Origin of the sequence: Finegoldia magna ATCC 53516 (assembly GCF_000159695.1) — a bacterium.
GTDB classification, from domain to species: Bacteria; Bacillota; Clostridia; order Tissierellales; family Peptoniphilaceae; genus Finegoldia; species Finegoldia magna_F.
This window is the reverse complement of the sequence record NZ_CM000955.1, coordinates 642,463-667,855: the sequence shown is the minus strand read 5'-3', so window position 1 is coordinate 667,855 and position 25,393 is coordinate 642,463. Positions and strand designations below refer to the sequence as shown.

23 protein-coding genes and 1 tRNA gene are annotated in these 25,393 nt (G+C 32.4%); 19 read left to right on the top strand and 5 right to left on the bottom strand.

Annotation, left to right across the window (positions count from 1 at the left end):
• Positions 1–4 precede the first annotated feature (4 nt).
• From HMPREF0391_RS03050 to sufU, 3 genes are read left to right on the top strand one after another with little or no spacing between them, the layout of a single operon-like run.
• Entirely contained in the window at positions 5–1,054 is a 1,050-nt protein-coding gene (locus tag HMPREF0391_RS03050) for a SufB/SufD family protein (RefSeq protein ID WP_002835397.1), read from the top strand.
• Entirely contained in the window at positions 1,044–2,294 is a 1,251-nt protein-coding gene (locus HMPREF0391_RS03045; protein ID WP_002835396.1) for a SufS family cysteine desulfurase, read from the top strand. Before HMPREF0391_RS03050 ends, HMPREF0391_RS03045 begins: the two co-directional genes overlap by 11 nt.
• Complete coding sequence (sufU, locus tag HMPREF0391_RS03040; RefSeq protein WP_002835395.1) at positions 2,281–2,736, top strand: Fe-S cluster assembly sulfur transfer protein SufU; 456 nt, start codon at positions 2,281–2,283, stop codon at positions 2,734–2,736. Before HMPREF0391_RS03045 ends, sufU begins: the two co-directional genes overlap by 14 nt.
• A gap of 118 nt (positions 2,737–2,854) precedes the next feature.
• Here the strand turns inward: sufU and HMPREF0391_RS03035 are convergent, their stop codons facing one another.
• Complete coding sequence (locus HMPREF0391_RS03035; protein ID WP_002835394.1) at positions 2,855–4,090, bottom strand: 2,3-bisphosphoglycerate-independent phosphoglycerate mutase; 1,236 nt, start codon at positions 4,088–4,090, stop codon at positions 2,855–2,857.
• 18 nt (positions 4,091–4,108) lie between these two features.
• Positions 4,109–5,557, bottom strand: a complete 1,449-nt coding sequence (locus HMPREF0391_RS03030) for an SLC13 family permease (protein ID WP_002835392.1) — start codon at positions 5,555–5,557, stop codon at positions 4,109–4,111.
• A 130-nt stretch (positions 5,558–5,687) separates the two neighbouring features.
• Here HMPREF0391_RS03030 and HMPREF0391_RS03025 point away from each other — a divergent pair, with 130 nt between their 5' ends.
• Positions 5,688–6,587: a LysR family transcriptional regulator gene (locus tag HMPREF0391_RS03025; RefSeq protein WP_002835391.1), complete on the top strand. Its 900-nt coding sequence runs from the start codon at positions 5,688–5,690 to the stop codon at positions 6,585–6,587.
• A 49-nt stretch (positions 6,588–6,636) separates the two neighbouring features.
• Here HMPREF0391_RS03025 and HMPREF0391_RS03020 read toward each other — a convergent pair whose 3' ends face one another.
• Both HMPREF0391_RS03020 and HMPREF0391_RS03015 read right to left on the bottom strand, forming a co-directional pair.
• Positions 6,637–7,137, bottom strand: a complete 501-nt coding sequence (locus HMPREF0391_RS03020; protein ID WP_230454534.1) for a hypothetical protein — start codon at positions 7,135–7,137, stop codon at positions 6,637–6,639.
• 89 nt (positions 7,138–7,226) lie between these two features.
• On the bottom strand, positions 7,227–8,348 hold the full coding sequence (locus HMPREF0391_RS03015; protein WP_002835389.1) for an FAD:protein FMN transferase: 1,122 nt from the start codon (positions 8,346–8,348) through the stop codon (positions 7,227–7,229).
• A 130-nt stretch (positions 8,349–8,478) separates the two neighbouring features.
• Here HMPREF0391_RS03015 and glmU point away from each other — a divergent pair, with 130 nt between their 5' ends.
• From glmU to HMPREF0391_RS02995, 4 genes are read left to right on the top strand one after another with little or no spacing between them, the layout of a single operon-like run.
• Positions 8,479–9,843 (top strand): bifunctional UDP-N-acetylglucosamine diphosphorylase/glucosamine-1-phosphate N-acetyltransferase GlmU, encoded by a 1,365-nt coding sequence (glmU, locus tag HMPREF0391_RS03010; RefSeq protein ID WP_002835388.1) that lies wholly within the window; start codon positions 8,479–8,481, stop codon positions 9,841–9,843.
• A 15-nt stretch (positions 9,844–9,858) separates the two neighbouring features.
• The gene (gene pth / locus HMPREF0391_RS03005; RefSeq protein ID WP_002835386.1) at positions 9,859–10,431 is read left to right on the top strand and encodes an aminoacyl-tRNA hydrolase; all 573 of its coding nucleotides are present in this window, start codon (positions 9,859–9,861) and stop codon (positions 10,429–10,431) included.
• Positions 10,428–13,934 carry a transcription-repair coupling factor gene (gene mfd, locus HMPREF0391_RS03000; RefSeq protein ID WP_002835385.1) on the top strand — a complete coding sequence of 1,169 codons (3,507 nt, stop codon included), beginning with the start codon at positions 10,428–10,430 and terminating at the stop codon, positions 13,932–13,934. Before pth ends, mfd begins: the two co-directional genes overlap by 4 nt.
• 11 nt (positions 13,935–13,945) lie before the next feature.
• Positions 13,946–14,911, top strand: a complete 966-nt coding sequence (locus HMPREF0391_RS02995; RefSeq protein WP_002835384.1) for a peptidylprolyl isomerase — start codon at positions 13,946–13,948, stop codon at positions 14,909–14,911.
• Positions 14,912–15,130: 219 nt separating this feature from the next.
• Here HMPREF0391_RS02995 and HMPREF0391_RS02990 read toward each other — a convergent pair whose 3' ends face one another.
• Positions 15,131–16,306 carry an IS110 family transposase gene (locus HMPREF0391_RS02990; RefSeq protein ID WP_002835052.1) on the bottom strand — a complete coding sequence of 392 codons (1,176 nt, stop codon included), beginning with the start codon at positions 16,304–16,306 and terminating at the stop codon, positions 15,131–15,133.
• A gap of 252 nt (positions 16,307–16,558) precedes the next feature.
• Between HMPREF0391_RS02990 and HMPREF0391_RS02985 the strand changes: the two genes are divergently transcribed.
• From HMPREF0391_RS02985 to rpsG, 11 genes are all read left to right on the top strand, one after another.
• Positions 16,559–16,870 carry an HU family DNA-binding protein gene (locus tag HMPREF0391_RS02985; RefSeq protein WP_268890123.1) on the top strand — a complete coding sequence of 104 codons (312 nt, stop codon included), beginning with the start codon at positions 16,559–16,561 and terminating at the stop codon, positions 16,868–16,870.
• A gap of 67 nt (positions 16,871–16,937) precedes the next feature.
• Positions 16,938–17,432 (top strand): hypothetical protein, encoded by a 495-nt coding sequence (locus HMPREF0391_RS02980; protein ID WP_002835382.1) that lies wholly within the window; start codon positions 16,938–16,940, stop codon positions 17,430–17,432.
• Positions 17,432–18,313: a YitT family protein gene (locus HMPREF0391_RS02975; protein WP_002835381.1), complete on the top strand. Its 882-nt coding sequence runs from the start codon at positions 17,432–17,434 to the stop codon at positions 18,311–18,313. The genes HMPREF0391_RS02980 and HMPREF0391_RS02975 overlap by 1 nt, the downstream gene beginning before the upstream one ends.
• Positions 18,292–19,539 carry a diphosphate--fructose-6-phosphate 1-phosphotransferase gene (locus tag HMPREF0391_RS02970; protein WP_329503266.1) on the top strand — a complete coding sequence of 416 codons (1,248 nt, stop codon included), beginning with the start codon at positions 18,292–18,294 and terminating at the stop codon, positions 19,537–19,539. The genes HMPREF0391_RS02975 and HMPREF0391_RS02970 overlap by 22 nt, the downstream gene beginning before the upstream one ends.
• A 100-nt stretch (positions 19,540–19,639) precedes the next feature.
• Positions 19,640–19,715 (top strand) — tRNA-Lys (locus HMPREF0391_RS02965).
• 43 nt (positions 19,716–19,758) lie between these two features.
• Positions 19,759–20,562, top strand: a complete 804-nt coding sequence (locus HMPREF0391_RS02960; protein WP_002835379.1) for a metallophosphoesterase — start codon at positions 19,759–19,761, stop codon at positions 20,560–20,562.
• Between the two features lie 102 nt (positions 20,563–20,664).
• Positions 20,665–20,949, top strand: a complete 285-nt coding sequence (locus HMPREF0391_RS02955; protein ID WP_035109240.1) for a hypothetical protein — start codon at positions 20,665–20,667, stop codon at positions 20,947–20,949.
• Between the two features lie 10 nt (positions 20,950–20,959).
• On the top strand, positions 20,960–23,404 hold the full coding sequence (locus HMPREF0391_RS02950; protein ID WP_002835376.1) for an ABC transporter permease: 2,445 nt from the start codon (positions 20,960–20,962) through the stop codon (positions 23,402–23,404).
• A complete protein-coding gene (locus HMPREF0391_RS02945; RefSeq protein ID WP_002835375.1) occupies positions 23,404–24,252 on the top strand; it encodes an ABC transporter ATP-binding protein in 849 nt (282 codons plus the stop codon). The genes HMPREF0391_RS02950 and HMPREF0391_RS02945 overlap by 1 nt, the downstream gene beginning before the upstream one ends.
• Before the next feature lie 131 nt (positions 24,253–24,383).
• Positions 24,384–24,797, top strand: coding sequence for a 30S ribosomal protein S12 (gene rpsL, locus HMPREF0391_RS02940; RefSeq protein WP_002835374.1), 414 nt, complete (start codon positions 24,384–24,386; stop codon positions 24,795–24,797).
• A gap of 109 nt (positions 24,798–24,906) precedes the next feature.
• A complete protein-coding gene (gene rpsG / locus HMPREF0391_RS02935; RefSeq protein ID WP_002835373.1) occupies positions 24,907–25,377 on the top strand; it encodes a 30S ribosomal protein S7 in 471 nt (156 codons plus the stop codon).
• Positions 25,378–25,393: the final 16 nt, after the last annotated feature.

Here is a 25,393-nt window from a genome sequence, read left to right as displayed (position 1 = left end):
GTATATGGAACAAATTAAAGGCAATAAACTGGGATTTAAAACTTTCAAATATTTGAAGGTTAACGATACAGAAATCAATCTTCCAGATATAGATATAAAAGAATACAGAATAGACTCTGATCCAGTAGAATCATTAGACAACAAAGATTTTGGCGTGTGTCAAGAAGCTTTGAATATGAACGAAAAATCAGGCAATCTATTCAAAAAATATAATACAGAAGAAAATCAAGTAAAAGATTTCGGAATTATCGATTTGGTAACTGACAGAGAATATGATATTTTGTTGGATACTCACAAAATTGTAGCCGAAAAAAACTCAAGCTTACGAGTTCTACTTGATTATAGAGACAATGACGACAATAAGAAATTCAGAAGTTCAGTAATAGAAATCAATGCTAAAGAAAACAGCAATGTGGAAGTTTTTGTTATTCAAACAGAAAAGAATACGACAGCATTGGAGTCAGTTATACTAAACTTAGATGAAGAAAGTAACGTCATCCTAAGCCAATACGAATTAGGAAGCAGGGACAATTATGTCAACACAAAAGCTAATTTGAATGGCAAACATTCTAACTTGGATATCAACAGTATTTACTTCACACATGGAGATAGTTCATTGAATATGCTTTATGAAATCAATCATTTCGGCAAAGAATCCAAATCTTCATGTATCGTAAATGGTGCATTAAAAGAATCATCTTATAAAAACTTCAAGTCAACTCTTGATTTCAAAAAAGGATCCATGGGATCCACAGGAACTGAAGAAGAATACGCAGTATTGTTATCAGATGATGTGAAAAACTTGTCCGTTCCAATACTTTTAGCAGGAGAAGACGATGTAATAGGAAATCACGCAGCAAGTGCAGGTAAGATAGATGCCGATATGCTATTTTATATAATGAACCGTGCTATATCCAGAGATGTAGCTGAAAGTATGATAGTTGAATCCAAATTTAGCGAATCATTAAGCAGATTAGATGACGAAAAATTGGAAAACAAACTACTTTCATTCATAAGAGAAAAAATGGCAAAGAGGGAATTGGATGTTAGATAAAAAACAAGTAGAATATATAAGAAAGGACTTTTTGTATTTGGATAAAGAATACAAAAACCCAATAGTTTATTTGGACAATGCAGCTACCAGCCAAAAACCGATTCAAGTCATAGATAGCGTAAGTGAATTTTACAAATATGAAAATGCAAATCCTCACAGAGGAGCACACACATTGAGCGTTTTATCTACAGATGTATACGAATCTGGAAGAGAAAAAATCGCAAAATTCATAAACGCACAGGACTCATCAGAAGTAGTGTTTACTAGAAATACGACAGAATCTTTGAATTTATTAGCTTATTCGTACGGCTATAATAATTTAAAAGAAGACGATGAAATAGTCATATCAATAATGGAACACCACAGTAATTTAGTAACTTGGCAAGAAGTGTGCAAGAAAACTAAGGCTAAGCTAAAATACTTGTATGTTGACAAAGAAAATATGCAATTGGATTTTGAAGAATTCAAGAAAACAATCACTGAAAAAACGAAAATTTTCTCAATAACACAAGCATCAAACGTAGTGGGAACTATGCCTGAAGTTGAAAAAATGATAAAATACGTCAAATCAGTTAACAAAGATTGTATATGTATCGTGGATTCTGCACAATATATTCCACATAACAAAGTTGATGTACAACAATTAGGTTGTGATTTCTTAGTATTTTCAGGTCACAAAATGCTTAGCATAATGGGAGTTGGAATACTTTATGGAAAGAAAGAATTATTGAACAACTTAAAGCCTTTCTTGTACGGTGGAGATATGATTGAATATGTGTTCGAAGATAAATCATCGTACTTGCATGCTCCAGGAAGATTTGAAGCAGGAACACAAGATGTAGGAGCGGTAAAATCATTAATAGCAGCGATTGATTACATCGAAAAAATCGGAATAGAAAATATTAGAGATTATGAAAAAGCATTAATGGATTATGCTTATGACAAAATCAAACAAAAATCCGACATCATCGATGTATACACAACAAGTGACACTCATAGATCACCAGTTTTAGATTTTAACTTCAAAGAAGCTCACCCACATGATGTTGCAAGTATTATGGATAGTTACGGAATTGCAATTAGAAGTGGGCACCATTGTGCACAACCACTTCACAGATATTTGAAGACAAATTTCTCATGCAGAGCAAGCTTTGCATTCTATAATACATTTGAAGAAGTTGACTTTTTCATTGAACATCTTGAAGACGTAAGGAGATTGATGAGAATTGGAACTAGGTAGTTTATATACAGAATTAATATTGGAAAAAAGCAGGGATAAATCAAACAGACGTGAATTGGAACATCCGACTCATTGTGAGTTGGGACACAATCCAAGCTGTGGAGATGAAATCACATTGCAACTAAAAGTTCAAGATGATACAATTGAAGACATTGCATACACTGGAATGGGATGTGCTATATCACAAGCATCCACATCTATAATGTGCGATGTAATCAAAGGAAAATCAGTAAGTGAAGCAATAGATTTGTGCAACAAATTCATATCCATGATAAAAGGAGAAATCACTGACAGAAAAGAACTAAAAGTTCTGAAAGATGCAGTGTGCTTCCAAAGCATATCCACATTACCAGCAAGAGTAAAATGTGCAGTTCTTTCATGGTATACATTAAAAGATATGCTTGAAAACGACAAATCAGAAGGTTCATTTATTCCTGATTAATAGATAATAAAATAGATAATAAATTTTTAACTGGTGAAACGTCTGTTTCATCAGTTTTTTATTAAGCAGTAAAAAAGCCCTTCCATCCTTAAATTGGATTTTGGGGCTAATATTAAAATTAATTACCTTGTTTTTTTGTTTTTTCTAAAAAGTCGTATAAAGTGTTCGACAAATCTTTTCCTTTTATTCTACCTAGTCCACCGTAACTACATGAAATTTCATCGAATTTTGTAACTCTGTCTTGTCTAATACCAGAACCTGCTATTAAAACGGGAACAGGGTCTCCACTGTGTTCCATTCTTTCGCACGGAGTTGAGTGGTCTGCTGCAACGGATATTATTGTGTTTTCCAAATTAGCTTCTAATAAAAGACCTATAAATTTATCGAATACTTCCACTGCTTGTGCTTTTTTCTCAGGATTTCCATCGTGACCAAAAAGGTCTGTCGCTTTTAAGTTTACTAAGACAAAGTCGTGCTCTTTTAAGGCATCAACTGCCATCTTTGCCTTTGCATTAACATCTGTGTCAATGTTTCCTGTCATTGTAGGAGAAGTTAATGCTGTGAAACCTGCCAAACGAGCAACTCCTAAAACGGTTCCTTCGGCAGCTACACAAGCTCCTTTAACATTTAATTTGTCAGAAATTTTTTCCAAGTCAGGCATTATTCCAGCCCCTCTTGTAAGAATAAAATTAGCTGGTAAAAGTCCTTGAGATACTCTTTGTTTATTAATAGGATGGTCTGATAGAATTTCATTTGCTTTTAGTAAAAATTTGTTCAAAATTTCGGCTGTAAATATTGAATCAGGTTTTCCGTCCTTTGATTGACATTTTTTGTAGCTAACATCGTCTCCTGCAATTTTGGGGTCAGTGTCAGTAATATTTGCAGATAATCCTGGTCCTCTTAAAATCAAAACTGCTCTGTGTTCAGTTGCTTCTTTAAAGATAACTTTTATTCCGTCAATTTCTATACCGTTTAACGCTTGAGCTAATTGATTTGTATTTTCTCTAATTCTTCCAGCTCTTCTATCAACAACGCAAAGATCATCATTTACAGTAGCGAAATTAGATCTAAAAGCAACATCACCAGCTTGTAATTCAATTTCTCTACCAAAAGCTTCAATTGGTCCACGACCTGGATAGTCTTCTAGTCCATATCCGAACAAAATCATATGACCGAGGTCTGTGCCAACGGGAATTCCTGCACCAAGAACATCCATTATTCCTGTTGTTCCCATAGATGCTAATTTGTCTAAGTTTGGTGTAGATGCATATTCTAAGGGAGTCTTGCCTCCTAAAATTTCACAAGGTCTGTCACCAACTCCATCGGCAACAGCTAATATAACTTTTTTATTCATATTTTCTCCTTAACACAATTAAAATATTATTTGATAATAAGTAAAGTACAACAGTGAAATAACAACTGAGCCAATAAAGCAAGTTATTAGACCAAGTTTAAGTTCATCTTTCACATCAAAGTAACCAAGACTCAAGTATAATGCATTCACCTTTGAGTGAGGTGGTAGAGTTAACGTATAAGCTATACCGAACGAACAAGCCATTGCCAAAGGAACTGGATCAATGTTCAAAGATTTTGCTAAAGTTATAATTGTTGGAATCAAGATTGTTGCCCTAACTGTTTTCGTTGTAAAGATTAAGTGGCTGAAAATAGTTATAAATATAAGTATCACAGCAACAAGATTAGGATTTAAAGTGTTAAGACCGATTTTTTCAACAAAGTTTTGAATAACAAAACTTGCTCCGCCAGAATCATTAAATGCATTTCCAATTGCATAAGCTCCAGCTGAGAAAATCATTAAATTCCATTTTATGTTTGCTTGTTTCCAATCAATCACGCCAACTTTAGGAAGAAGGCATAAAAGCATACTTAACACTGCAGTTTGTTCAGTTGAGATACTAAAACCAAATAATTTTTCTTGATAGTCACCTGTTGCCCAAGAAAGTAGGGTAAGAGCAAATATGATAGCTGTTTTCTTTTCAGCAATAGTCATTGGGCCTAGTTCTTTTAATTGCTGCTTCAAAATTTCTTTAGTTGATTCTCCACCTATATTTAAGTCTTTAATGTGATACATTTTGTAGCCAATTAGAAAAGCTATAAAAGCTGTAATTAAAGCTTGCGGCATAGATCCTAAAAGCCAATCCATATATCCTAAGTTTGATCCAGTCATCTTGTTGATAAAACCAACAGCTAAAAGCTGACTAGAAGTCGCTGTAATAACCATGGAAGTTGCTAAGTGGTTGCTCATAACTCCTTGCAAAGTTATTAATCTACCCAAATTGCTTTCTCCAGGTACTTGTTTATAGATTTCTAATAAAATCATAATTATTGGAGTAAGCAATGCAGCTCTGGCACTTGTTGATGGAATGAAAAATGCTAGGATAAAATTAACCAACATAAGTACAATAAGTGTTCCTTTAGGAGTCTTGCCAAATTTTGTAAGCATAGATAACGCAAGACGCTTGCCAAGATTTGTTTCGTTAATGGCAGAAGTTAATACGAATGCAGCTACCATCAACCAGATAATATCATATCCCAAAGCTCCAAATGTAACTTTTTGTTTTTCGACTGCTCCTATCATAGGCAAAATCAAAATTCCAATTATTGAAGTTTGATAAATTGGAATAGGCTGAGCTACCCACATTATTAGAGCAAACACAAAAACTGCTAGAGATTTTTGTGCCTCAGGACTCATGCCATTAGGAGTAGGCATCAACAGTAGTACAAAAAATAATATTACAGCAACTATACCGCCGATTTTTGCACCAGTTGAAGCTTTTTTCTTACTTGGTGATTTCGTTTTCATAAGAATTACCAACCTTTCTAAATTTGTTACGTTAATTATATTACACAAATATCTATAACACAATTCTATTTTATTTTGATAACAATAACTATTTGTTATAATAGACTTAGAAAAAATCAGAGGTGAAAAAATGGATATTAGCAAATTAGAATCTTTTTTAGTTTTGGCAGAATGTAAAAGCTTTACTAAAACGGCTGATCTTAGATATTTGTCTCAACCAGCAATAAGCAAACATATAGATAGTCTAGAACAAGAGTTAGGTGTATATTTGTTTGATAGAAATGGAAAAACTGTAAGCCTGACAATTCAAGGAGAATATTTTATAAAATATGCAGAAGCTATAGTAAGAACATATCAAAAATCTCAAGAACTTATTAAGCAAATTGAAGACCTAAACCAGGGAACTCTCTATTTTGGTTCAACAAATTTTATTGGAATTTATTTGATGCCTAAGTTTATTAAAATTTTTCAAGACAAATATCCAAATGTTAATATTAATATGACAGTAGGTTCGTCAAAAGATTTGTTTAAAAAGCTAGAAAAAAATGAAATTGAATTTGTATTTTTATCTCATTATGTAAAAATTGACACAAACAAATATATTTCTAAGCCATTTTTTACAGATGAAATGGTGTTGGTGGTAAGTACCAAAAACAAACTGGCAGAAAAATCTACATGTAGTCTCTCAGACATAAAAGATCAAGTATTTATTACAAAATCACAAACATCTTCTCTATATAAATTTTTAGAATCTTGCGTTGTTGATGTAAAATTTAAAAAAGAACTTATAATAGATAATCAAGAGGCAATAAAAAAAGCAGTTGTAGAAAATGCAGGAGTTTCTATTATGTCGAAAAAATCGGCTCAACTAGAAGAGGAAGCTGGACTAATAAAGTGCATAAAAATTGAAGATTGTGATTTCAAAAGACAAATAAATCTAGTTTATGATAAAAATTTACACATAACCCCAGCAGGCCAAGCCTTTTTTGATGTCTTGGATCCCTTTAATAATCTTGAATTAGGAAAATAAAAAAGAGATAGCTCACAATGAGTTATCTCTTAATTTAAATAATCAATTATTAGAAAGCTTTGAATCTTTCAACTTTATCTTTGTCGATTCCATGTTTTTCGTTGTAAGTCATTTTTGTTGTACTAATCATAAATGGAACGCCATCTATTTTACGAGCTTCTAAGAAGTTTACTACTTTTGAGTAGTCTCCAGAAGTTTTTCCACCTTTTTTCATTATTTTCATAATTGAGTATGGGTGTTCTGGTTCTTTGATTGTGATTAGTGAAGAATTTGGTTTATCGAATGCTTTTTGAACGATATCTTCGAATTCTTCTGTGTCGATACCAGGAATTAAATAGTATTCAGCATCTTCGTCCATGCTTTCTAATCCTTTAACTTGAACTGATTTGAATTGTTTCTTAGCAATTCCCATCATAATAGCTAATAATTGTCTAATTCCTGTTGATCTATGTCCTGAAATAATAATATTTTCGTGGTTTTCAATTGCTTTTTCGATGAATTCTGCTTGTTGTTCATCTAAAAACTCTGAATCCACAAATCTTTTTATCATTGGGTGCATAAAAATCCTCCTTATGTTTGATTTAATAACAATAATATTCTATCACATATTCAATAAAATATCATACTATTTTAATAATTCTACTGTTCTAGTTCCATAATGTCTTTTAAGCCGTCAGTGTATTTGATGTCGTTATTTTCTAATACCCAAAATGCTTCAACTCCATCGATAGAGTCTACCAATTTTCTACCTTCTTCGTAATTCATAACGAAAACTGTTGTAGATAGAAAATCTGCAAGTCCAGAATCTTTTGTGACGATTGTTACTGATTTAAAATGATCTGCTGGATTTAGTGTATCTGGATCAATTATGTGATGGTATTTTTTGTTGTTGTAAACGTAAAATCTTTGATAATCACCACTTGTAACCATAGATGTTGTTTCTGGTATTTTCAAGATTGCGACGTATTGTTTGTCTGGCTCTTCATTCAAATTAGGATTTTGGATTGCAACTACCCAGCTGTCTTTTCCTTTTATAATTGGTTTTCCAATTGTTCTGACATTTCCACCTGCTGAAATAATACCCGATTTTAGTCCGCGTTTTTCTACTTCTTGGGCTATTTTTTCTGTGGCGTATCCTTTTGCAGTGGCTCCCAAGTCTAGTCTTGAATCTTTATCTTTCAAGAAAACTGTGCTGTTTTGCTCATCCAAAACGATGTTGTCGATACTTGTGTGAAGATTTTTTTCTTTTAAAACATCTGCTGAAGGAATTTCGATTTTTTTCTTTTCCAAAGCGTTGTCTCGGTACTGTTTCCACAAATCAGTTACAGAACCAAATGCGATGTTTGTTTTCTTATTGTATTTGGAATAATCTTCTACTGACCATTTGATTAAATCAAACAAATCCTTGTCGACTTTTACAGGTTTAATTCCTGCGTTATCGTTGATTGTCTTCGCATTATCCACGCCATCAAAATTTTCGTAAGTGCTGTATAGTTTGTGAAGTCTATCAAATTCATCGTTGATAAACTTGGAATACTCATTGAATTCTTTTTCAGATTTTGTATACAAACTATATCTTATTACTGTGTCAAATTTGTCATAAAGTGTGGCTTCGTGTTTTTCAAAATCTTTAGACGAAGATTCAGCATTTTCATTTACTTGTGGTGCTGGATCTTTTGGAACTGGTTTATTTTCACCTTTTTCTTGAGAACAGCCAACTAACATTGTTAATGTTAAAAATACTAATATAAATTTTTTCATATAATCACCACATACATTATATCAAATTTTGGGAAATAATTTGACATCTTTGACTTATTTTAACATTATATGCTTTAAAAATTCTTGTTTTATAGTATAATGGTAGTGATAATTTTTTAGGAGATGAATAATGAAGAAAGCTATTATACTTTCTGCCGGAGAAGGCACTAGAATGAAATCTCACAACTCAAAAGTTTTACACAAACTTTTGAACAAGACTATGATTGATTATGTCATGGATGCTTGTGATTTTGTGGATCAGAAAATAGTAGTCGGCGGAAATAATTACGATATTTTAAGAGAAAACTTAGATGAAAGTATTCATCTAGTAAAACAAAATATAGGAGAACAATATCCATATGGAACAGGGTATGCCGTTAAATTATGTTTAGATGAAATAAATGACGGCGATAAAGTTATTATTTTAACGGGAGATACTCCATTAATAAAGCAAGAAACGTTGAAGAAGTTTTTTGATTTCCATGAACAACAAAATTCCGTTGCAACAGTTCTTACAAGTGAAATCGACGATCCATTTGGATATGGAAGAATTGTAAAGGACGAAAAGGGTAATTTGCTCAAAATCGTTGAGCAAAAAGACTGCAATGATGAGCAATTATTAATAAAAGAATTCAACAGCGGCATGATGATTGTAAATGGCGATGTGTTGAAGATGTCGATTAAAAAAATCGGTACAGATAATTCAAAAGGCGAGATGTATTTGACAGATATTTTTGAAATCATCAGAAATGACGGCAAAATTATCAAAACTTTTAAACATTCTGATGTAAACGAAACTTATGGAATAAATACAAAAGCTCAATTGTATTTCTGTGAAGAAATTTTAAAACAAAGAGTTAATGAAAAATACATGGAAGAAGGCGTTGTAATTTCAAATGCAGATTCTGTAATCATAGAACCGTCTGTAAAAATCGGAAGGGACACTGTGATTATTGGACCTTGCAGGATTTATGGAAACACAGAAATAGGTAGTGATTGTTTGATTAAGGGCGATTGCGAAATCGTGAATTCTAAAATCGATGACAACGTGGTTATTAAATCATCATACATCGAAAATTCTGTTGTAGGAAAAAACACAGACATCGGACCTTTTGCTCATTTGAGACCAAACAGCGTTTTGAAAGAAAATGTTCATATTGGAAACTTTGTTGAAATCAAAAACTCAACTGTTGGCAACAAAACGAAAGCAGGTCACTTGGCTTATGTTGGAGATAGTGATTTGAAGGAAAATATCAACATCGGTTGCGGAGTGATTTTCGTAAATTACGATGGCAAGAACAAGCACAGATCTGTGGTTGAAGACAATGTGTTTGTCGGTTCTAATTCAAATGTCATTGCTCCTGTGACTTTGAAAAAAGACAGCTTCATTGCTTGTGGTACAACAATTACTGAGGATGTTGAAGAAGGTGCACTTTCAATTGGAAGAAGCCGTCAAGAAAATAAAAAAGATTGGGTTTATAATAAAAAAAGATAGAAATGGAATGATTATATGTATTTAATCGCAGGACTGGGTAATCCAGGAAGTAAGTACGAATACACAAGACACAACGCCGGATTTATGGTTATAGATGATTTGGCAAAAAAATTGAATATTAAAGTGAATAAACTAAAATTCAAATCATTGATTGGTGAGGGATTTATCGGAAACGAAAAAGTGATTTTGATGAAACCTTCAACGTATATGAATGATTCTGGAAAAGCTATATTGGATTGTTTTAATTATTATAATTTATCAGCAGAAAATCTCATTGTTATTTGCGATGACATTGATATTCCTTTCGGAACTATTAGGATAAAAAAGAAAGGCTCCGCAGGAACTCACAATGGGTTAAAATCCATTATATATCTTATTCAATCTCAAGATTTTGCAAGAATCAAGGTATCTGTCGGTCAAAATGACAACAATTACGATTTGAAGGATTTTGTGTTGTCACAATTTAGCAAGAAGGAATTTGAAGTTTTAAAGAAAGAAATCGACATGTCAAGTGATGCTTGTATCAAAATAGTTGAAGAAAATGTCGATTATGCTATGAATAACTTCAATGGAAAAAGTTTGATATGATCTTTTTAACTAAAATTTACGAGGATAACACAGAATTTCAGGGATATTTAAATTCTTTATCATCCGATAATTCGTCTATTTACATTCACGGTGTCATTAAGGAAGCTTTTGCAAGTTTCGTGTATGCAACATCTAAAAACATAGACAAACCTCTTGTGGTAATTGTAGAAGACAATATGAGAGCTAGGAATTTGACAGAGTATCTGAACGATATTGAAGACAATATCTGTGAATTTTTTCCTAGCAGAGAACTCAACTTATACAATGCAAAATCACTGGACGATAATGCCGAAAACCAAAGAGTAAATGTGTTGTTCAAATTATTAAACAACGAACAGCCTATTATCGTAACAACTTTTGACGCATTAACCAAGAAAATCACGAAAAAATCTGTCGCCAAAAAATACACATTCACTATTAAAGACACCGATTTAATAAATTTGGAAGAGCTTCAAGAAAAGTTAAAGGTGTTGAAATACGAAAGGGTAGACACTATTGAATCAAAGGGACAATTTGCTATAAGAGGTGGAATTGTGGATATTTTCCCAGTTCACAGCAGATTTCCTGTCAGAATTGAATTGTTCGATGACGAGATAGATTCTATGAGGTTTTTTGAAGTATCAACTCAAAGATCAATTGAAGACTGCAAGTTCATCGACATCATTAGTTGCAGCGAATTAATTATTGAAGAATCAAAGAAAGAATCCATTATTAATTCTATTCAGAAAAATCTGGATAAAAGGGTTAATCATCCGATTTTTGGCGAAAACATAGACAATGTCAAGGACAAATTCGAAAAATTAATGGAATACATCAGAAATGATTTGGAGTATGAAATTGATTTAGTGTCGTGTTTTCTAACGAAAAAAGACTACGATACAATTTTCGATTATTTCCTTGATGAAAGCATAATGATGATTGAAGATTTGTCCAGATGTTATGATATTTACAAGGAAAAAGAAAAGAGGTTTTTGGAAGATTTCGTGTACTTGGTTGAAAAAGGAGAAGTTCTATCCAAGCACGAACAATCTCTCATTCCGATTTCCGATATATTAAAATTAATTAAAGAAAAGACTTGTGTTAATATTACAAGTTTGGTTAAAAGAACAAGACTTATAGAATCGAATTCTATGTATCAGCTTAAAACGTTGGAAGCTCCGAACTTCAACAAAAATATCGACAGTTTGGTTGAAAATATAAAATCCAATAGTTTAAGAGGATTCAAGCAAATTGTGTTTGCGGCAAATGTCGAACGCAAAAACATGCTCAAGGATTTGTTTTTGACTAACGGAATACCAACTCTTGAAGCTGAAGATTATAATGCAAATATCAAATCGTCGCAGGTTTTGATTACTCAGAAGAATTTGCCAAATGGTTTTGAAATAAAAGATCCTAAGTATTTGATAATTACTTATAAGGAAATTTTCGGACGCGAAAAGCAAATTCGAAAACGTAAGAAGAAAAAAAGCACTGGTCAGGATATTGTCAATTATTCTGATTTGAATATCGACGATTTTGTGGTTCACGAAAATCACGGGATTGGACAGTACAAGGGAATTGAAAAAATCGATGTAAATGGAATTCAAAAAGATTACATTGTAATTCAATATAAGGCGAACGATAGGCTGATGATTCCAACAGACCAAATGAATTTGGTTCAAAAATACATCGGCGGTGGAAACATCAAAAAGCCTTCATTAAATAAATTAAGTGGAAATGATTGGGCAAAGGCAAAACAAAAAGCTAAGAAATCAGTCGATGAAATGGCAGATGATTTGGTTGAATTATATTCAAAAAGAGCCAAGTTAAAAGGATATCAGTTTTCTCAAGATACTGAATGGCAAAGAGAGTTTGAAGATTCATTCCCTTATGAAGAAACAGATTCTCAAGTAAGATCTATTGAAGAAATCAAAACAGATATGGAATCTGACAGACCAATGGATAGGTTATTGTGTGGTGATGTTGGTTACGGAAAAACAGAAGTTGCAATCAGAGCTTGTTTTAAAGCTATAATGGACGGTAAACAAGTTGCTTTCTTAGTTCCAACGACAATTCTCGCACAACAACATTTCAACACAATTAAAGAACGATTCAGAGATTATCCTATCAGAGTTGAAATGATGAGTAGATTCGTCTCTCCAGCACGTCAAAAACAAATTATGAAAGATGTGCAAAGAGGTCTTGTAGATTTATTGGTGGGGACTCATAGAATTCTGTCGAAGAATTTGAAATTCAAAGATTTGGGATTATTAGTAATTGATGAAGAACAAAGATTTGGTGTGAGACACAAAGAAAAATTAAAATCTATGAGAGAAAACGTAGATGTGCTTACACTGTCAGCAACTCCAATTCCTAGAACTTTACAGATGGGTTTGACGGGTATTAGGGATATGAGTTTGTTGGAAGAACCACCAGAAGACAGAACTCCGATATCAACTTATGTTACAGAGTACAATCCTAGTTTGATAAGAGATGCAATAATCAGAGAACTTGACCGCGGTGGACAGATATATTTTGTGTATAATAGAATAGAAGATATTGATCAGATGGAATTTAAATTGAAAGAATTGGTTCCTGAATTAAACATAGCGATAGCTCATGGTAGAATGAATGAAAAAGAGCTAGAAAATGTAATGCTAGACTTCCAAGATGGAATTTATGATTTACTATTGTGCACAACTATTATAGAAACAGGTCTTGACATACAAAATGTCAACACAATGATAATTTATAATGCAGATAAGATGGGCTTGTCGCAATTGTATCAATTAAAGGGACGTATTGGACGATCTGATAGAACTTCGTTTGCTTATTTCACATATGAAGGGCAAAAATCATTAACCGAAATTTCCGAAAAACGACTTATGGCAATAAAAGACTTTACAGAATTTGGATCTGGTTTTAAAATCGCAATGAGGGATTTGGAACTCAGAGGAGCTGGAAATCTTTTGGGAGAAAGCCAACATGGTCACATCGCAAAAATCGGTTATGATTTGTATGTGAAGCTTTTGGAACAAGCTGTCAGAGAAGCCAAGGGAGAGACTATTTCTGAAAATAAGAATACAGTCACAATCGAAATCAAAGTCAACGGATACATTCCGGAAGATTACATTTCTGAGAATGAAACAAAGATTGATATCTACAAAAAAATCGCATCTATACAAGATGAAGATGATTATTCTGAAATAATTGATGAATTAATCGACAGGTTTGGAGATGTTCCTAAGCCTATCGTTAATATAATGGATGTATCCATAATAAAAGCTTTCTGTGCTAAATTATCCATTGAAAGTATAAAAGAAATAAAGGGAGAACTTTTCTTGCAATTTTCTTCTCCTGACAAAATTTCATTAGAAAAATTAAAATACTTGACAGAAAATTACAAGAAAGAAATGAGATTTGATTTGTCAGAAAAACCTAAAATCATTTTGGGATTTGAAGACAAAAATTTAAGAGATCCTATCGAAGTATTATCGATACTTTTGAAGGATAATGAGAAATAATTGGAGGAAAAATGAAGAAATTTTTAGCAATTGTATTAGCTGTGATGATGGTAATGGTAACAGGATGTTCTAAAAAACCAGACGGAGCAGTGGCAAAGATTGGCAAAGAATACATCTACCAAAAAGATGTGGACAAGGTAATGGAAGATTACAAACAATATTATGGACAAGATATTTTCAACCCTAACACTGAACAAGGTAAGGAAGCTTTGAAGCAAATCCAACCTAAAATCATTGATATGCTAATTAACGAAAAAATCGCAAACAAATTAATGAAGGATAAAAAAATTGAAGTGTCTGATAAGGAAGTTCAAGCAGAAGTTGACAAGCTTCAAAAACAATTAGGTGGAGCAGACAAATTCAAAGAACAACTTAAAAAAGAAAATATGACAGAACAAGCTTTGAAAGAACAAATCGAAAAACAATTGAAAAACAAAAAACTTTCTCAACAATTTGAAAAAGACTTCAAACCATCTGACAAAGAAATCAAAGACGAATTCGACAAAAACTTAGACACTTATACTCAATATAATGCAGATCACATTCTTTTCTCTGGTAAGGATGACAAGGGTAAAAACTTGGACGACGCTAAGCTAAAAGCAAAATCAGAATTAGCAAACAAAACTTACGAAGAAGTAAAAGATGGTAAGAACTTCAATGAAGTTGCCAAAGCAAAATCAGAAGACCCATCAGCTAAGCAAAATTCTGGTAAATTAGGTGATTTCTTATCATCTACAATGGTAAAAGAATTTTCTGATGCATTGAAGAAAATGAAACCAGGTGAAGTTTCAAAACCTGTTAAGACAGAATTTGGATATCACATCATCAAACTTAACAGTAAAGTTACTGAATTAGATAAGATGACTGATGCAAATAAACAAAACGTTAAGACAGCAATTTCCAACAAAATTATCCAAGAAAAAGTTCAAAAAGAATTTGAAAAACAAAAAAAGGATATGGGCGTAAAAATTTACTAATTTTTAATAAAAAAACGCTGTTTTTCCAGTCAAAACACTTGAAATAAAAAAAATATTACTGTATACTGTATTTAAAATAGGTTTTAACTATTTTGAAAATTTAAGACCAGCTATCAAATGTCAAGAGAAAATAAAAAATAATTTATCTTGAAATTTAAGGCATGTCAAACAAGCCTAAAAAATTAGGCTTAGAAAAATTTAATAAGAATTACACAACAACTAAATATTAGGTATGTAAGCTTTGTTATCCCTCAAAACAGCAAAAATAATGTTAGTAAGTTTTCTAGCAACAGCACCAATAGCTGTACCATGAGCTTTACCTCTTTGTCTAAGTTTTTGATAATACACAGACAAAGCAGGATCTTTAAAAGCAGCAACACAAGCAGCAAGCCAAATAGCACGTCTAAGATAAGGAGAACCACGTTTAGAAATCTTAGTATCAGTAGCATTAAAATTACCAGATTGCTTAACAGCAACATCTAAACCAGCATAAGCAACCAACTGATTAGCTCTCTCAAATCGTGAAATATCACCGATTTCTGAGAAAATAGCAGCACCTAAGACATCACCAATACCGGTAATAGAAGTAATAACAGGGCATAAAGAATTAATCATAGAAGAAATTTCATCTTCAATCTCAAAAATCTGATCTTCAAGAAAAGAAATTTGAGCAATAATTTGTTTGATTTGAAAAGAAAAAGACTTCAAAGCAAACTTAACACCAAAGGAATTAGAAGCTTTCTCTTGGATTTCTTTAGCCTTATCAATACCAAAGCGACCCTTACTACACTTAGACAACATCTTAGCAAGCTCATCAGCAGGAATAGAAATCATATCCTCAGGCAAAGGATACTTACTCAAAAGCTCCTTAGAAGCCACACCATAAATATTAGAAAAAAGCGAAGAATACTCAGGGAAAACCTGATCTAAAATACAAACAAGCTTTCTCTTCCAATCAGAAGCTTCATCAACAAGAGCAAACCTGAACCTAGAAAGATTTCTTAAAGCAAAAGTATCCTCATCAGAAAAATGAGAAACAGAAAACTCGCCAAACCTAAGAATTTGAGCGATAACAAAAGAATCCACAGAATCATTTTTAGTCTGTCTAATATACATCTTTCTAAAAGCATCAGACTGAATAGGATTAATAACAATACAAGAAAATCCTAAATCAATCAAGAAAGAATAAAGAGACAGCCAATAATGACCTGTAGCTTCCATACCAATAATACAATTGTTAAAATCAATCGAAAAAGAGGAAATAAATTTCTGAAACTTCTCTAATCCTCTAATAGAATTAGAAAAAGAAAAAGACTCAGAAACAAGTTTACCATTAGAATCAATTATTGAGGCTTCGTGGTTATTCTTTGCAATATCAACACCAATGTAAAACATAAAATCACCTAGCTTTAATATAAATTTAGATAGAGAAAGAACCCTCAAGAACTTTACGACAATCAAACCTCGTTAGACATACAGCAACGAAATGTGCTATCCAGCTCATACTGATAAGGACGTAAAGTAGAGGCGTAACCCTTAAATAGGAAGACTAGCTTCAAGGAGGGAGACTACGACCTCTATCTATACAATTATTATCCCATAAGAAAGTGGGATTGAGAATAAAATGTAGTATTTATTACTACAACTATATTATACGAGGAGGAAAAGATGAATAAATCTGAATTATTAACTAGTATAGCTAAAAAAAGTGAGCTATCAAAAGTTGAAAGCGAAAGAGCTTTAAACGCATTCATTAAAACTGTTGAAGAAACATTAGCAAAAGGTGAAAAAGTACAATTAGTAGGATTTGGTACATTTGAATCAAGAGAAAGAAAAGCTCGTGAAGGAAGAAACCCAAGAAATCCTGAAGAAAAAATTCAAATTCCTGCATCAAATGCGCCTGTATTTAAAGCTGGTAAATCTTTAAAAGAAGCAGTTAACAAGAAAAAGAGTAAATAGTTTATAAATCAGGCCTATGGCCTGATTTTTTATTATTAAACTTTTAATTATCAAAGAAAGATTGATTATGATTTACGATTTTTATATTAACAAAGACATAAAGGATAGATTTAGAATTTTATCGGATGATAAGCTTATTTATTCTGGATACAAGGAAGGAAATAGTACCTCGTTTTTTGATGCATTCATTGGGTCAAGCTTTGACAAGGGATCAAACTTTGTATTTTACGATGAAAACGAAGATGTCGTGATGAAGGTTGAACGTATTTTTTATGATAATAACAAAAAATACGTAATAAATTCCAAGAATGTCAATTTTACATTAGAGTCTGATATGTCTAACACTATTAAATACGACAACGACAAAGTAATTGATATTTCTGATTTTAAACATATCAATGTACTAGATTTTGGCAATATAGAATTAAACAAGAAAGGTTTCAGCATCTACGAAAAGTTTACATTGGATGTAAAGGATGAAAAATACACATTCGTTGTCATTGCTGTGGCTTTGTTTATATGGGATGTATATATTAAAGAAAGATTAGGATTTATAAAATAATGAGTAAAACGGATTTTTTTGTAAAAAATTTTGGTAGCAGAAGTGATGCTAAGAAGAAAATCATTTCTATTTTGTTAGCTAACTTATTGGCTGCCGTTGCAATTGACTTTTTCTTCAGTCAAAAGAACTTTCTAAGTGGTGGTTCTACTGGTATTGGATTGTTGGTTCAATATATGACTGGAATTCCTACAGGAGTTACAGTGTTCTTGCTTAATATTCCAATTATGATTATTGGATACAAGTATTTAACTAGACAATTTGTAAATTACGCAGCGATTTCTACGATTGTGTTGTCAGTGTATTTGACATTGTTTCACTATCTTCCAAATCCATTTATCTTAAAGGATGATATGCTTGTAGCTGTGGTTGGTGGAGCGATAAATGGCACGTCGATGGGTACGCTTTTTAGATTTGGTACATGCAGTGGTGGTTTGGATATCATAGCTGCTATTATGAAAAACGAAAAAGATATTTCAATAGGAAATGTACTCATGGCTTGTAATGCAGTAATCATAGCTATAGGTAGTGCATTGTATGGTATTGATAAAGGATTTTATACTATTATTTCGATGTTTGTAGCTTACAGAGTTTTGGATAAAATCGAATTGGGAATAGGTGAAACTAAACAAGTTTTCGTAATAACTTCGAAAAACGAAGAAGTTGCAAATATTATTATGCAAGATATGAATCGTGGTGTCACTTTATTACACGGAGAAGGTGCTTATTTGAATAACGAACAAGATATAATATTCTGCGTTTTAAAGAGAGCACAAGTTGCTTATTTGAAGAAAAAATTGAAAAAGATTGACCCTCGTGCATTTATTACGGTAAATGACGCATACGAAGTATTGGGTAAAGGATTCGAAAAAGAAGAATATTAAGGAGTGGTATTATTAAAAACTTATTAATAGCACAATCAGGTGGGCCGACATGTGCCATCAATGCAACATTGGCTGGTTGTTATAAAAAAGCAATTGAATTAGGATTTGACAATGTGTACGGAGCTTTATACGGCGTGCAAGGATTATTAGATTCCAAAATCATAGATATGAAAGCACAAATCAAAACAGATGAAGATTTGAACAGATTAAAAATCACTCCAGCAAGTGCATTGGGATCTTGCAGATACAAAGTAGATAGCGAAGAAAAACTTGCAAAAATCGTGGAAATTTTGAAATCATTTAACATTAATTATTTTATCTACATTGGTGGTAATGACTCAATGGACACAGTGTATCAATTATCCAAATACATCGAAAAAATTGGAGAAGATATTCATGTAATGGGCTCTCCGAAAACAATCGACAATGATTTATTTGGAACTGACCATACACCAGGATTTGGTTCTGCAGCGAAGTTTGTAGCAAATTCTGTCTATGAAATAGCTAAAGATGTCGAAATCTACGACTACAGAACTATAACTATTGTTGAAATCATGGGACGATACGCTGGATGGTTAACAGCAGCAGGAGCAATCTCCAAAAAACTTTGTAACCTTGGAGCAGATCTTGTGTATATAAGTGAAGATACATTTGAATTTGATAACCTAGTCAAGGAAATCAATGAAAACTTCAAAAGAACGGACAACATTTTGATTTTGGTAAGTGAAGGTATTAAAGATTCTTCAAATAACTTCATATCCAAAACATCTGGCAAGAAAGACAAGTTTGGCCATGCACAATTGCAAGGACCATCTCACATAATCAGAGATAAATTAAAAGAAATTTACGATATGCCAATTAGAAGTATTGAACTGAACATACTTCAACGATGTGATATGTCATTTGCATCAAAGACAGACGTTGAAGAATCATTTGAAGTTGGAGAATTTTCTGTAGAATGTGTAGAAAATCATTCAGGTAAAATGGTTGGAATCAAAAGAATTTCCAACAAACCTTACAAGACAGAATTCGAACTTGTTGATATAGAAAAAGTTGCCAACAAAACCAAAATGATAATTCCAAAATACACAGACAGCCATTTTCAAATCGACGACGAATTTATGGACTACATTCTTCCTTTAATCGAAGGAGAAATCGACGTAGAATACAAAAATGGAATAGCACAATACTTTGCATTCGACAAAGAAGAAATTGTGAAATTGTAAAATCAAGAGCAGAGTTTGTGATAATTCTGCTCTTTTTTAAAAAATTGTAAAAAACACTTTACAAAACAATATTATTGTGCTATCATAGAAAGGTAGTCGTGGTTCATTAGCTCAGATGGTAGAGCACCTGACTTTTAATCAGGGTGTCCCGGGTTCGAGTCCCGGATGAGCCACCAATAGCCGAGCTTTTGTAGCTCGGTTTTTTATTTGAGGTGAAAAATGTATTTAATTGTATCCGCATTGATATTATTATTTTTATTAATATCGATATCGTACAAAATCAACATAATACAATACGAAATAAAATCTGAAAAGATTGACCGTGATATGGACATATTATTCTTATCGGATCTTCATTCATGCGATTATGGAATAAATCAAAAGAAATTAATGGATAAAATAAAATCGGTCGATTGTGATGTGATTTTGTTGGGTGGAGACATTGTAGACGACAAGCTCAAAGCCAAAAAAGCATTTGAATTATTAGAACAACTGCAACAACTGGGCAAAAAGATATACTACGTGCACGGAAATCACGAAAAAAGAATAGAAAACCTGGTAGAAATAGATGAGACAATCAAAAATTACGGTGTGCAAATTCTCAATAATGAAGAAGTATTCTTATCAAACAATATTAAACTTATCGGAGTGGACGATTCATCTGGAGAAATATTGGAAAACTATGAAAACAAATTAGACGTTTTAGATGAAAAATTAAATTCAGAAAATTTTAATATATGTTTGATTCACAAACCGGATTATTATTTCAAGAAAAATCTGAAAAATTTTGATTTGATGATATCGGGTCACACTCACGGTGGACAATGGAGACTTCCTTTTATATTAAACGGAATTATATCTCCGGGTCAAGGTTTGTTTCCAAAATATGCAGGGGGAAGATATAGCGACGATTATACACTTATAGTGTCACGCGGACTAGCCAAGGAAAAGACGGTCGTTCCAAGGATATTTAATCGACCAGAAATCAATTTAATAAAACTAAGGAAAAATAACAATAGTTAAGAAAAGTATACAATGCTTGGAAAGCTATTGTTTTTTTATTTTATTGTACTAAAATATAATTAAAGGTAAATAAATTATTACTTGATAACGAAAGGAGACAATATGAAATACTCAATGAAAAAGCTATTTGCAACAATGGCTGTAGTATTTGTTGTAATAGCTGGACTTAATGCTAGTCTTGTAAATAAATCAGAAACGATTTCGAGTTCAGGGATAGAAGTCGATGACGATTATAAGTACGTTTCACTATCACATGAAAATGTTGGAGTAGAAATGGAATATGAAAAATCTGGCTACAAGGGAGTACTGAAAAAATCAATCCGTCCAGACTATGAAGAAGAGGGTACGTTGTATTACAGATACTCTGGAAATTTAAAGAAACAATAAGGAGACAAAAATGTTTATTTACAAACTAAAAAAATTATACAGATACAAGATGATTCCATTTTTGATTCTGTTTTCTATAACTATGGGAATTGTTGCTTTTTTCCTACATTATAATACAACCAACCATGCATTTGATTTTCTCAGTTCAAGTGATATCTTCATTTCTAATGACATTAGTTGGGATGATGTCGTCATCAAAAAAACTGATTGGAAGAAAATAACACCAGAAGAACCAGATAAGGAGAGCTACGAAAACCACAAAGCGTATCTAATCGAAGGGAAAAATATACTACAAAACTTGATGAAAGCTTATGGGCTTGACGAAAACTACAAGTATAATAAATCTAATTATAATGAAAATGATATCATAAAGTACACTAATGAATTGGATGCTCTGAATAATAAGTACAATACAGATGAGAACATGGATAATCCTAAGGAGCTCAGGAGAGCTGTACTGAATGGAGAAGGCTACATAAATTTCTTGAAAGAGAGAAACTCAGTAGAAGATAGATTGATTGACGAGAATGACAATCACAGTTTCAGCAAAGTGATATTTGATGAAGCTGGTGTGATTTTTGGAGCTGTGCCGATAATTCTACTAGCTTTTGTGATGATTTTCACAATGAGAGAAGATGATATAACTTCCGTAACATCGAATTCCAAAATCAAGGATGTAGCGAACGATTTTGGTATTATTATGTGTATGATTGTGATGTATATTTTTATTTCCTTACTTACATTATTATTGGCATCCTTACTAACTGGAAATGGCGTGGGCGATTTATCATATCACTACGATTCTACATTTGTTATTTGGACTGTTAAGGACAGAGTTGGTTCGATACGCGAATACTCATACGTTATGAGAACGCCTTTGTCTACATTTTTTAAGAGTGTATTTCCTTTTGCATTAATCACTATGGCGTTTGGATTTGCGTTTTCTTTTGTTGATAAACTTATACAAAATACCAAAGTAAAGTATTTTACTTTGGTTTTAATAATGAGTTTGCTATTGATTGATTTTAACTTTTTCAATCATGCATACAATCCTCTTAGTTTGTTCAAATCGTATTCGTTAAAATCGGTGATTGCTACAGTGTTTATGCTTTTCATAACAGCAATAGGTACGATTTTTTTGAAAAGAAGAAAAGAATTCACATCACATGATACATACAAAGACCGAAATGTATTCAACTTAAAAGGTTCCATGAAAAACCGCGTGCTATCATTTAATGGGTTTTTGATATTGTTTGTCATGTGTGCCATTTTAGTTGGAAATATCTGCCTACAAAACAATTGGTCTAATTTTAATTCGACTCAAACTAAAAACTATACCGATCATAATTCTACTAGGGAGAATTCGGTATATAGGGATATTGATGAGATTAAGGCACAATACGGCAATAGCAAAAGAGCAAAGGAAATGATAAATTCTTATTCAGGTACTTTGGAATTTTGCGAAAATCAGAACCGATACTTCGAAGCTTACGAAAATAGATACAAATCTCCCCAAAAGTTCAACAATATGAACAAGGAAAGAGTAACTAAATTTAATGATATATATTATCAAGGAATGGGCACTGAAACAACTGGAATGGTGGACGTATTCAACGATTTTGCACTTGAAGGAGCATTCTTCAAACAAAAATACATGATAACCAATAACATTAAGCCAACTGACAAATATTATATTCCGGAATTAGGAATTGATTATAATCCTTTTGATGTGGATAGTTTCAAGGGAACTTTGCCTAAAATCAATTACTACATTACTCATGGAATATCAGAGAGCAATAATGCTTTTGCGATGTTACACGATTACTTCTATCTTAAATTAAATGTAGTGTTGATTGTGTTTGCGCTATTGCTGTTCACATCTACTATTATAAAATCGAATAAGCAGCTTGAACTAAAATCGGTTCTTCCTGTAAGTCGAACAAAATCGTACAAGTCAAAAATTATAGAAAGCGTAATATACGCGATTGGTATAAACATCGTTGCAGCATTGATATTATTCTTAGCTGGAGGTTTTATGGGTGGATTTGCAGACAGTGATTTTCCAATTATCAACTATATTGTGGACGGTGGAATTATTTACTCAAATGTTGGTCCATTTCTGGTGTATATACTAGAATCTTTTACAATAACTGTGTTGTTTACGATATTTATCAGTATGTTTGTAAATTCTATGTACACTGCTACTAACAAACTATTTACGATATTAATATCTATAATTGCGTTTATTGTACCATTCACTGCATTAAAGTATATGGGAGCAATCGGATCTTTTGTTCCATTTAACTATGTGGATTCGGGATTTGTATCTACGGGATTTTTGTCGGCGTTGATAAGACAGAATTCTTACACGATGGTGATGGCTGTTGTAGTTCTTATGATTTGTTCAATATTGTTTTATGTATTGGGCAGAGTTTCATTTGGCAGGAGGAAATAATGTTAGAAGTTGTAAATATTGAAAAAAGTTACGGAAAGAAAAAGATCCTTCACGATATATCTTTTAGTATTGAAAAAGGACAAATCAAAGCTTTGGTAGGCCCGAATGGATCTGGTAAGACTACTTTGATGAATACTATGACCAATCTTCTCAAAAGAGATGGCGGACAAGTTTTGGTAGACGGCAAAGAGTTTAAGGATGAGAAGATTTTTAATCATATTTCTTTTTTCAAAGATGAGAAAATCTTGGATGAAAACTTGTACGGAATGGATTATTTGAACTATATCAAAAATGTCTATAAAAGAACCAAGGATGATGTGGATAGGGTTATCAAAGAAATAGGAATTGAAAGCTTTGTAAAAAGCAAGACTGGTTCGTATTCTTTGGGTATGAAAAAGAAGCTGATGCTTGCGATGGATTTCTTGCCACAAAGAGATATTATATTGCTTGATGAACCGCTTTCTGGTCTTGATCCAACTAGCGTTATAAAGATGATGGCTCTTATAAAGAAGAAAGCAAAAGATGGACAGGGAATTTTAATATCCAGTCACTCTTTAAACGATATCGATGAAATCACCAATAATATTTTATTCTTAAAAGACGGTAAAATTTTGGAAGAAGTTTTGGAAAATGAAAAATTTATTGAGATTATTTCAAGCGATAACGAAAAATTATCATCAGTTTTGAAATCAAAGGGTTTTAATATGGATAAAAATATGATAAGCTTAAACAACAGTAGTATTAATGATATTTTGTCTGTTATTATAGAAAATAATATTGAGATTTTGGATATTAAAAGACGTTCGAAAACTTCTCAAGAACGATACAAAGAAATTTTTGGAATTTAAAATAAAAATATGCAAAAAATCAAGAATTTGTTTGACATATCATAATGTTAATGATAGAATATACAAGGATAAATAAGAATATCTTGTATATTCTTTTTTTATGCATAAAATAATTTCAGGAGGTGGAAAATTTGCCAACAATTAATCAATTAGTAAGACAAGGAAGAAAATCTAAAACTTACAAATCTGATTCACCAGCTTTGAGTCGTAACTTCAACAGCATCAAAAAAAGCTATACAGAAGCTAACTCTCCTCAAAAAAGAGGCGTATGTACTTCAGTAAGAACTATGACTCCTAAAAAGCCTAACTCAGCACTTCGTAAGGTTGCCAGAGTTCGTTTAACTAATGGTATGGAAGTTTTATCTTACATTCCAGGTATCGGACACAACCTACAAGAACACAGTGTTGTATTAATCAGAGGTGGTAGAGTAAAGGACTTACCAGGGGTAAGATACCACATTGTCAGAGGTGCTTTGGATACTGCAGCTGTTCAAAACAGAATGCAAGGTCGTTCAAAGTACGGTGCTAAGAAACCAAAGAAATAAAACAAAAACAAAAGGTATTAGTGTGAATAAAAGATTTTAATATACATTTATAGCACAGCGATGTAATTCGAGTACCTGAGAAATACTAAATAGTAAGGAGGGAAGCGAAGTGCCAAGAAAAGGACATGTTCAAAAAAGAGAGGTAATGCCAGATCCAGTTTACGATGATAAGACAGTTACTAAGCTTATCAACAACATTATGTTAGACGGAAAAAAAGGTACTGCCCAAAAAATTGTTTATGGTGCTTTTGATATTATCAAAGAAACTACAGGAGAAGACGCTCTTGAAGTATTCTACAAAGCAATGAACAATATTATGCCTATCTTAGAAGTTAAAACTAGAAGAATAGGTGGAGCTAACTACCAAGTTCCTATCGAAGTTAGACCAGAAAGAAGACAAACTTTAGGTTTGAGATGGTTAACAACTTATACAAGAGCTCGTGGTGAAAAAACTATGGTTGAAAAGTTAGCTAAAGAAATCATGGATGCAGCTAATAACACTGGTGCATCAGTTAAGAAGAGAGAAGACGTACACAAGATGGCTGAAGCTAACAAGGCTTTTGCACATTATAGATACTAATCTATCGGAAAGTAAG

Excerpts from the sequence above, each read along its gene's own strand:
- mfd (WP_002835385.1), top strand. The coding sequence starts at position 10,428 with ATGATCTTTTTAACTAAAATTTACGAGGATAACACAGAATTTCAGGGA.
- HMPREF0391_RS03020 (WP_230454534.1), bottom strand. The coding sequence starts at position 7,137 with ATGATAAAAAGATTTGTGGATTCAGAGTTTTTAGATGAACAACAAGCA.
- HMPREF0391_RS03030 (WP_002835392.1), bottom strand. The coding sequence starts at position 5,557 with ATGAAAACGAAATCACCAAGTAAGAAAAAAGCTTCAACTGGTGCAAAA.
- HMPREF0391_RS03045 (WP_002835396.1), top strand. The coding sequence starts at position 1,044 with ATGTTAGATAAAAAACAAGTAGAATATATAAGAAAGGACTTTTTGTAT.
- HMPREF0391_RS03015 (WP_002835389.1), bottom strand. The coding sequence starts at position 8,348 with ATGAAAAAATTTATATTAGTATTTTTAACATTAACAATGTTAGTTGGC.
- HMPREF0391_RS02980 (WP_002835382.1), top strand. The coding sequence starts at position 16,938 with ATGATTTACGATTTTTATATTAACAAAGACATAAAGGATAGATTTAGA.
- glmU (WP_002835388.1), top strand. The coding sequence starts at position 8,479 with ATGAAGAAAGCTATTATACTTTCTGCCGGAGAAGGCACTAGAATGAAA.
- HMPREF0391_RS02945 (WP_002835375.1), top strand. The coding sequence starts at position 23,404 with ATGTTAGAAGTTGTAAATATTGAAAAAAGTTACGGAAAGAAAAAGATC.
- HMPREF0391_RS03035 (WP_002835394.1), bottom strand. The coding sequence starts at position 4,090 with ATGAATAAAAAAGTTATATTAGCTGTTGCCGATGGAGTTGGTGACAGA.
- HMPREF0391_RS02990 (WP_002835052.1), bottom strand. The coding sequence starts at position 16,306 with ATGTTTTACATTGGTGTTGATATTGCAAAGAATAACCACGAAGCCTCA.
- HMPREF0391_RS02950 (WP_002835376.1), top strand. The coding sequence starts at position 20,960 with ATGTTTATTTACAAACTAAAAAAATTATACAGATACAAGATGATTCCA.
- HMPREF0391_RS03050 (WP_002835397.1), top strand. The coding sequence starts at position 5 with ATGGAACAAATTAAAGGCAATAAACTGGGATTTAAAACTTTCAAATAT.
- pth (WP_002835386.1), top strand. The coding sequence starts at position 9,859 with ATGTATTTAATCGCAGGACTGGGTAATCCAGGAAGTAAGTACGAATAC.
- HMPREF0391_RS02975 (WP_002835381.1), top strand. The coding sequence starts at position 17,432 with ATGAGTAAAACGGATTTTTTTGTAAAAAATTTTGGTAGCAGAAGTGAT.
- HMPREF0391_RS02955 (WP_035109240.1), top strand. The coding sequence starts at position 20,665 with ATGAAATACTCAATGAAAAAGCTATTTGCAACAATGGCTGTAGTATTT.
- HMPREF0391_RS02995 (WP_002835384.1), top strand. The coding sequence starts at position 13,946 with ATGAAGAAATTTTTAGCAATTGTATTAGCTGTGATGATGGTAATGGTA.
- HMPREF0391_RS02960 (WP_002835379.1), top strand. The coding sequence starts at position 19,759 with ATGTATTTAATTGTATCCGCATTGATATTATTATTTTTATTAATATCG.
- HMPREF0391_RS03025 (WP_002835391.1), top strand. The coding sequence starts at position 5,688 with ATGGATATTAGCAAATTAGAATCTTTTTTAGTTTTGGCAGAATGTAAA.